Genomic DNA, 5,926 nt, shown 5'->3' with positions numbered 1-5,926 from the left:
GGTTTGGGGAGGGGCCTCTATCCGTAGCTGTTTTTGTACCGGCGAAAGCCGGACTTTTTGAACGGCCGTAGGCCGCTTTTTTTACCGTCGCGGCGGATGGCGTCATGCACCGCATGACGGTGGGGATGGTGGAGACGGCATGGAGGAAAACTCGTTTTCCGACGGTCGGCACCGCCATCCACGCCAAGGCGAAGCCGCCATCCGCCACACGGCTTTTTGTATTTATTTCATCACCCTCGCAGGCGCAATAAATAGTGGGAAATGAGGATATGGGTCACCTCCTTTCTTGTCTTTCTCATGGGGAAGAGTTCAATGGGCATCTCTATACCTACACCTTATTATATATATAGGCGGTGGATCAATGGAAAAGTCGCAGAAACGGTGGAGAATGTCGCGAATTGCCTCCTAATTGCACTAACTTTGAATAATTTAGGCTTCGTCTCAACAATTCAAGTTGAAAAAGCATGCGCTTTTTCTTTGAATTGTGTTCAACTTGCACTAACTTTGAATAATTTAGGCTGCGTCTCAACAATTCAAGTTGAAAAAGCATGCGCTTTTTCTTTGAATTGTGTTCAACTTGCACTAACTTTGAATAATTTAGGCTGCGTCTCAACAATTCAAGTTGAAAAAACACGCTTTTTTCTTTGAATTGTCTTCGACTTGCACTAACTTTGCAGTCAGAAAACTCATAAATACAGTAAGAATAATATGATTCTCTTCTTCAAGACTCAGAACGAGCATGTGATTGCGACTGAAATCAACCATCAGCCCAATCAGCAGGAAATCGACGAACTCAGTTGGCTTTATGGCGACGCCACCCTCATGGCGGAGCAGGCTTTGCAGGGCTTCTATGTGGGCCCACGCCGTGAAATGATTACGCCTTGGAGCACAAATGCCGTTGAGATTACCCAGAATATGAACCTCAGCGGCATTTCGCGTATAGAGGAGTTCTTCCCTGTGGCCAGCGCTGATGCCGACCACGACCCCATGCTCCAGCGTATGTACGAGGGCATAGACCAGAACGTGTTCACTGTGAACCACAAGCCCGAACCTATCAAGTACGTTGACAATCTGGAGGAATACAACGAGCAAGAAGGCCTTGCCCTCTCGCCCGAGGAGATAGAGTATCTGCACAAGATAGAAAAGCAGAACGGCCGTCCGCTCACCGACTCAGAAATCTTTGGCTTCGCCCAGATTAACTCTGAACACTGCCGTCACAAGATTTTCGGCGGCACGTTTATCATCGATGGCAAAGAGATGGAATCGAGCCTTTTTGCGATGATAAAGAAGACCACCAAGGAAAACCCCGGCAAGATATTGTCGGCATACAAGGACAATGTGGCTTTCGCCCAAGGCCCCGTGATAGAGCAGTTCGCTCCCAAGGACCAGTCTACCGCTGACTACTTCCAGGTAGAAGACATCGAGAGCGTCATCTCGCTCAAGGCCGAGACCCACAACTTCCCCACGACAGTAGAACCCTTCAACGGCGCCGCAACAGGTACCGGCGGAGAGATACGCGACCGTATGGGTGGCGGTGTAGGCTCATGGCCCATCGCCGGTACGGCTGTCTATATGACCTCTTATCCCCGTCTGACCGACGACGAGGGCAAGACCATCGCTGAGCGCGACTGGGAAGACCTGCTCCCCGTGCGCCAGTGGCTCTACCAGACCCCCGAGCAGATACTGATCAAGGCCTCCAACGGCGCATCAGACTTCGGCAACAAGTTTGGCCAACCCCTTATCACCGGCTCTGTGCTCACCTTTGAGCATGGTGGCGACGGCCAGCGTCTGGGTTATGACAAGGTGATTATGCTTGCCGGCGGCGTAGGCTACGGCAAGAAGCGCGACTGTCTGAAGGGCGAGCCCCAGAAGGGCAACAAGGTCGTAGTGGTCGGTGGCGACAACTATCGCATCGGCCTTGGTGGCGGTTCGGTTTCTTCGGTAGATACCGGACGCTACTCCAACGGTATCGAGCTCAATGCCGTACAGCGCGCCAATCCAGAGATGCAGAAGCGCGCCTATAACCTGGTGCGCGCTCTGGTCGAGGAAGACAACAACCCCGTGGTAAGTATCCACGACCACGGTTCTGCCGGCCACCTCAACTGCCTCTCCGAGTTGGTTGAAGACTGTGGTGGCGAGATAGACATGACCCGTCTGCCTATCGGCGACAAGACCCTCAGCGCCAAGGAAATCATCGCCAACGAGAGCCAGGAGCGCATGGGTCTACTCATCGACGAGAAGCATCTCGAGCATGTGCAGCGTATCGCCGAGCGCGAGCGTGCCCCGCTCTATGTAGTCGGCGAGACCACCGGCGACGCCCACTTCTCATTCGTCCAGGGCGACGGCAAGAAACCCTTCGACCTCGATGTGGCACAGATGTTCGGTCACTCTCCCAAGACCGTAATGCAGGATGAGACCGTGGTGCGCCATTATGAAGACGTTACTTATTCACAAGACAAGATAGATGAATATCTGCAGCGCGTGCTTCAGCTCGAAGCCGTGGCTTGCAAAGACTGGCTTACCAACAAGGTAGACCGATCGGTTACCGGTAAGATTGCCCGTCAGCAGTGTCAGGGCGAGATACAGCTGCCCCTCTCCGACTGTGGCGTGGTAGCCCTCGACTACCGCGGACGCAAGGGTATCGCCACCGCCTTGGGCCACGCGCCTCAGGCAGGTCTCGCCAATCCCTCTGCCAGCAGTGTGCTCTCTGTGGCAGAGGCTCTGACCAACATCGTCTGGGCTCCCCTTGCCGACGGCATGGAAAGCCTGTCGCTCAGTGCCAACTGGATGTGGCCCTGCCGTTCGCAGAAGGGCGAGGATGCACGCCTCTATCAGGCTGTTGAGGCACTCTCTGACTTCTGCTGCGCCCTCCACATCAACGTACCCACCGGCAAGGACAGCCTCTCGCTGAGCCAGCAGTACCCCAATGGCGACAAGATTATCTCTCCCGGTACCGTTATCGTTTCGGCTGGTGGCGAGGTTTCCGACGTGCGCAAGGTCGTATCGCCCGTGATGGTCAATGACAAGAACTCATCCCTCTACCATATCGACTTCAGCTTCGACACCCAGCGTCTGGGTGGCTCCGCCTTTGCGCAGAGCCTCGGCAAGGTAGGCGACGATGTGCCCACTGTATCCAATGCAGAGTACTTCGCTGACTGTTTCGAGGCTGTGCAGGAGCTCATCAACCGCGGTTGGATTATGGCTGGCCACGACATCTCTGCCGGTGGTCTCATCACCACACTGCTCGAGATGACCTTTGCCAACACCCACGGCGGTATGCACGTCAATCTCCATGACATCGCCGACGATGACATCGTGAAGCTCCTCTTCGCCGAGAACCCCGGCGTGGTTATCCAGGTGAGCGACGAGCACAAGCAGGAGCTGCGCGCCTTCCTCGAGGATGCCGGCATCGGCTATGCCAAGATTGGCTATCCCACCCCCGACAGCCGCACCATCGTCATCAAGAAAGACGACTACCAGCATACCTTCGACATCGACGCCCTTCGCGACACCTGGTATAAGACCAGCTATCTGCTCGACCGCAAACAGAGCATGAATGGTATGGCCCGCGAGCGCCGCGACAACTATAAGCACCAGCCCATCGTGATGAAGTTCAACGACGACTTCACCGGTACGCTCGCCCAGTATGGCATCAGCGCCGACCGTCGCAAGCCGTCGGGCATCAAGGCCGCCATCATCCGCGAGAAGGGAACCAATGGCGAGCGCGAAATGGCTTACTCGCTCTACTTGGCAGGCTTCGATGTGAAGGATGTCATGATGACCGACCTCATCAGTGGCCGCGAGACCCTCGAGGATATCAGCATGATTGTCTTCTGTGGCGGCTTCTCCAACTCCGACGTGCTCGGCTCTGCCAAGGGTTGGGCCGGCGCCTTCCTCTTCAACCCCAAAGCCAAGGAAGCCCTCGACAAGTTCTATGCCCGTGAGGACACGCTCTCGCTGGGTATCTGCAACGGCTGCCAGCTCATGGTCGAGCTCAACCTCATCAACCCTGAGCACGAGCAGCGTGCCCATCTGCTTCACAATGTGTCGCACAAGTTTGAGAGTGCCTTCCTCGGACTCGATATTCCCCAGAACAACAGCGTCATGTTTGGCAGCCTGAGCGGCGACAAACTCGGCATCTGGGTAGCCCATGGCGAGGGACGCTTCTCTCTGCCCGAGGGCGAGAGCGCCTACAACGTCGTGGCCAAGTACAGCTACGCCCAGTACCCCGGCAATCCCAACGGCTCCGACTACAATGTCGCTGGTATCTGTTCTGCCGACGGCCGTCATCTGGCCATGATGCCCCACCTGGAGCGAGCCATCTTCCCCTGGCAGCAGGCTTACTATCCTGCCGACCGTCGTGGCGACGAGGTCACTCCTTGGATTGAGGCCTTCGTCAATGCCCGCAAATGGATTGAGAACAAGCGATAATGGCGAATTTCTATTTAGAAGCATTCAAGACGTTTGTCAAGATTGGCGCCTTCACCCTGGGTGGAGGCTACGCCATGATACCCCTCATCGAAGCCGAAGTGGTAGAGAAGAGAGGGTGGGTGAGCAAGGACGAATTTGTCGACATGCTCGCCATCGCCCAGAGTTGTCCGGGCGTATTTGCCATCAACATCAGCGTCTTCATAGGATACAAGATGCGTAAGACAGCCGGCGCCCTCTGCACCGCATTGGGCACCGCGCTGCCTTCGTTTCTCATCATCCTTGCCATTGCCATGTGCTTCCGCCATTTCATCGACATCCCTTGGGTCTCAGCCATGTTTATGGGCATCCGTCCTGCTGTGGTAGCGCTCATAGCCGTGCCTACGTTCAATATGGCGAAGAGCACCGGCATCTGCCTTACCAACTGCTGGATACCCATTGTCAGTGCACTGCTTATCTGGGCGTTCAATGTCAACCCCATCTACGTGCTCATCGGCGCAGGCATCGGTGGTTACCTCTATGGTCGAATCATTAAACCTACAGAGTAACGATGATATTCCTGAGCCTCTTTGTCACGTTCTTCAAGATTGGCCTCTTCGGCTTTGGCGGTGGCTACGGCATGCTGTCGCTCATCCAGGCCGAGACGGTGGTCCACCACCACTGGCTCTCGTCTGCCGAGTTTACCAATGTGGTTGCCATCTCGCAGATGACGCCTGGCCCCATCGGCATCAACTCTGCCACCTACTGCGGTTTCACTGCCATGCAGAACGCGGGGTTCGACTCTGCGATGTGTGTCCTTGGCTCTGCCGTCGCCACATTCTCCCTGGTGCTGCCGTCGTTTATCCTGATGATACTCATCAGCCGCATGTTTATGAAATACATGCACACCGCGCTGGTGCAGAGCGTCTTCGCCGGACTCCGCCCCGTGGTTGTGGGCCTCTTGGCTGCCGCCACGCTCATGCTTTGCAATGGCGAGAACTTCGGCGTCATGCAGGTGTCGCCCTGGCAGTTCTGGATTAGCATCGGCCTCTTTGTCGCCACCTTCGTGGGCACCAAGATAGTCAAGGTGGGTCCCATCCAGATGATATGCCTTGCCGCCTTTGCCGGACTCATGCTGCTCTACTGACCCGCAGCCCCTCTGCCACACCCCATCACCCATAATGCACCCCCGGGGCTTGTCCCCACTTGATACAACTATACACAGACCGATGAAACAGACATTACGATTGCTGCTACTGCTGATGGCGGTCCTGCTTGCCTCCGTCTCTGGCTTTGCCGAGACGGTAGACTCTGCCGTGGCATTCGACGATGTCACCCATTGCGTGCCCAGTCATGAGCGTCGCGACCGTCTGTGGGGAGCCGACAGTCCGTCGTGCGACCGTGCAGCGCTCCTTCCCCAGCACGCCCGTTTCGGTGCGGCGCCGCGCCATGACTACGAGCCCGCCCCGCAGTCTCATCAGCCCCGCCCCACATCCCGTATCCCCGATTATTACAAGTT

Annotated in this window: 4 protein-coding genes; all 4 read left to right on the top strand. The window is 56.0% G+C overall.

Annotated elements, in window-relative coordinates; genetic code table 11:
• The first annotated feature begins 708 nt into the window (after positions 1-708).
• Positions 709-4,431, top strand: a complete 3,723-nt coding sequence (gene purL, locus CIK92_RS02805) for a phosphoribosylformylglycinamidine synthase (protein ID WP_094388091.1) — start codon at positions 709-711, stop codon at positions 4,429-4,431.
• The gene (locus CIK92_RS02800) at positions 4,431-4,976 is read left to right on the top strand and encodes a chromate transporter (protein WP_022309656.1); all 546 of its coding nucleotides are present in this window, start codon (positions 4,431-4,433) and stop codon (positions 4,974-4,976) included. The genes purL and CIK92_RS02800 overlap by 1 nt, the downstream gene beginning before the upstream one ends.
• Positions 4,977-4,978: 2 nt before the next feature.
• A complete protein-coding gene (locus CIK92_RS02795) occupies positions 4,979-5,554 on the top strand; it encodes a chromate transporter (RefSeq protein WP_094388090.1) in 576 nt (191 codons plus the stop codon).
• 82 nt (positions 5,555-5,636) lie between these two features.
• A partial coding sequence (locus CIK92_RS02790) for a hypothetical protein (RefSeq protein ID WP_144289312.1) occupies positions 5,637-5,926 on the top strand: 290 nt, incomplete at its 3' end.

This window comes from Prevotella sp. P4-67 (genome assembly GCF_002251325.1).
Taxonomy (GTDB): Bacteria; Bacteroidota; Bacteroidia; order Bacteroidales; family Bacteroidaceae; genus Prevotella.
This window is presented reverse-complemented; position numbering and strand designations above follow the sequence as displayed.

What these genes read in the sequence shown, in the direction of transcription:
- purL (WP_094388091.1), top strand. Translation starts at nt 709, where the DNA reads ATGATTCTCTTCTTCAAGACTCAGAACGAGCATGTGATTGCGACTGAA.
- CIK92_RS02800 (WP_022309656.1), top strand. Translation starts at nt 4,431, where the DNA reads ATGGCGAATTTCTATTTAGAAGCATTCAAGACGTTTGTCAAGATTGGC.
- CIK92_RS02795 (WP_094388090.1), top strand. Translation starts at nt 4,979, where the DNA reads ATGATATTCCTGAGCCTCTTTGTCACGTTCTTCAAGATTGGCCTCTTC.